3 protein-coding genes are annotated in these 2,858 nt (G+C 51.5%); all 3 read left to right on the plus strand.

Features of this window, described 5'->3' with window-relative positions:
- Positions 1-472 (plus strand): ABC transporter ATP-binding protein (locus QJ48_RS34900; RefSeq protein ID WP_162238619.1); only part of this gene is annotated, 472 nt, incomplete at its 5' end.
- A gap of 41 nt (positions 473-513) precedes the next feature.
- On the plus strand, positions 514-2,178 hold the full coding sequence (locus QJ48_RS34905) for a peptide-binding protein (RefSeq protein ID WP_054977820.1): 1,665 nt from the start codon (positions 514-516) through the stop codon (positions 2,176-2,178).
- A 54-nt stretch (positions 2,179-2,232) separates the two neighbouring features.
- Positions 2,233-2,858 (plus strand): ABC transporter permease (locus tag QJ48_RS34910; RefSeq protein ID WP_157261880.1); only part of this gene is annotated, 626 nt, incomplete at its 3' end.

Consider the following 2,858-nt stretch of genomic DNA (forward strand, 5'->3'; position numbering starts at 1 on the left):
GATTGCCCGCGCGATTGCGTTGAGTCCGAAGCTCATTGTGGCGGACGAGCCGGTCTCGGCGCTCGATGTCTCGATCCAGGCGCAGATCGTCAACCTGCTGGAGGAGCTGCAGACGCGGACGAATGTGTCATACTTGTTTATTTCGCACAATCTCAGTGTCGTCCGCCATATTTCCGATCGGGTTGCCGTCATGTATTTAGGTCAAATTGTCGAGCTGGCAAGCCGGGATCAGCTGTTCGGCAGTCCGAAGCATCCGTATACCCAGGCGCTGCTGTCGTCCGTGCCCGAGCCGGATGTGGACGGCAAGCGGGAACGCATTATTTTAAGCGGTGAAGTGCCGAATGCGGCAAATCCGCCGTCGGGCTGCGCGTTCCATCCGCGCTGTCCGCATGCAGTGGAGCGCTGCCGGATCGAGAAGCCTGTCTTCCGCGAAGTGGAGCCGGGGCATAACGCCTCGTGCCATTTCATATAAACAGCCTGCAGAAGGCATCGAAAAGAGAGGGGAAACTTGCCATGTTGTTCAAAAAATTCGGCAAAGCGGGAAATATCGCTCTTGCCACATTGATGACCACCGCGCTATTGTTGAGCGCCTGCACGTCCGGAGGCGGAGGAACCCCTGCAACAAGCGAGAAGCCGGCCGATGGGGCGGCAGCTAACAGCGGCAAAAAAGAAAAGGTGGACGGCGGCGAAATCAATACGGCTTATTTGCTGGATCCGCAAGGTTTTATCGGCTTTTGGGCAACTACTACGGTTTCCAGTGAAGTGATCGATCTGGTGTTCAGCAATTTGTATGACTTTAATGAAAAGCAAGAAATCGTTCCAGACCTGGCGGCCGGACAGCCGGAGTTCTCGCAAGACAAGAAGGAAATGACGATTAAAATCCGCAACGATGCCAAATTTAGCGATGGCAAGCCGGTGACAGCCGACGATGTGGTATTTACATATAATATTCCGCTCAATCCGGATTACAAAGGCCCTCGCAAAGGAACGTTCGAGAAGCTGGCGAAAGTCGAGAAAACGGACGACACGACCGTTAAATTTACGTTTAAAGAGCCGCATGCCGGATACATCGATATGCTGGCTTATAATATTTTGCCTCAGCATTTGCTGAAGGAAGTTCCTGTAAAGGATATGGACAAATCTCCGTTTTTCAAGCAGCCTGTAGGGTCCGGTCCTTATAAGCTGGAAGAGTGGAAGCAAGGCCAATATTTGCGCTTCCTTCGTAACGACAGCTATTTCGGAGGCAAGCCGGCCATCGAAAAAATAACGGCGAAGATCGTCCCGGATGCCAATGCCATGATGGCTCAGCTGCAAGCCGGAGAAATTAACGTCATTGCGGTACCGGCCGACAATTTGCAGGCTATCGAGCAGTTTGCCAAAACGTCGGGCAAAATCAAGCTGCAAAAAGGGATTGGCACAGGGACCTATATGTTTGCGGCCTGGAATTTGACCAATCCGTTGTTCCAGGATAAATCGGTGCGTCAGGCACTTACGATGGCTATCGACCGTCAAGGTATCGTAGACAATATCATCGAAGGACAAGGAAAGCTCGTACACAGCCAAACGTCTCCTTCCTACTGGTCGTTCACGGATAATGTGCCGAAATTCCCGTACGATCCGGAAAAGGCGAAGAAGATTTTGGCCGATGCAGGCTGGAAAGATACGGACGGCGACAGCATTTTGGAGAAAAACGGTCAAAGATTCGAGTTTGAAATGCAAACGATTCAAGGGAACAAGGTTCGTGAGAAGGCACTAACCGTAATTCAGCAGCAGTTGAAAAAAGTCGGCATCAGCGTTCAGCCTCGGATTGTTGAAGGATCTGCTTTCACGAAAAACTGGATGGGTAAAAACTTCGTCGCTCTTTTCCATGGCTGGAGCATTTCGGGAGACCCGAACCCGCAAGGCATTTGGCATTCGACGGCGATGGAGACGGGATCGAACTATATTTCTTATAAAAATCCCGAGGTCGACAAGCTGATCGACGAGGACTTGAAGACGTTCGATATGAACAAACGGAAAGAGCTGCTGGCCAAAATTGACGCTTTGATCGCGGAAGACCAGCCGTATACGTTCATTTATTCGCCGACGGTTACCATGGCTTATCCGGCTAATCTCGAAGGCTTTAACTCGAACCGAGACTCCTTGAAGGAAATCGAAAAGTGGTATTTCACGAAATAAGAAAATCCATTGATCGTTATGATCGAAATTATGATGAAAGAAGAGTGAGATCCGGTGGCCCGATATGCCCTTCGGCGTTTGCTGAACGCCATTCCGATTCTGATCGGCATTACGATCATATCTTTTCTGATTATCCATATGGCTCCGGGCAGTCCGATCTCCCAGTACGTCGACGATCCGACGATCAAGGCCATCGATAAAGAGAATATGATCAAAGCCTACGGCTTGGATCAACCGTTATATATTCAGTATTGGAAATGGATCAGCGACCTGGCGCAGGGGGATTTCGGAACTTCGTTTCAAAAAAGCCAGCCGGTCTCGGAATTGATGTGGGACCGGCTGCCGAATACCTTGCTGCTGACGGTTACAAGCTTTGCTCTGGCCATGGCCATAGCGATTCCACTCGGCATTCTGTGCGCGGTTAAAGCGAATTCGCGTCTCGATCAGCTCGTGTCCGGCATTACGTTCGTCGGCATTTCGCTGCCCGGGTTTTGGCTCGGTCTCCTGTTGATGATGTTCTTTGCCGTGAAGCTCGGCTGGCTGCCGTCGGGCGGCCTGCAGACGATCAATGCGCCGTCCGGCTTGTGGGACCGGGTGCTTCATCTGATTTTGCCGGTGTTTACGATCGCTTGCTCCGAAGTGGCGGTCTGGATCCGGTATGTCCGCTCCAGCATGCTGGA

Source organism: Paenibacillus sp. A3 (assembly GCF_001399685.1).
Classification (GTDB): Bacteria; Bacillota; Bacilli; order Paenibacillales; family NBRC-103111; genus Paenibacillus_G.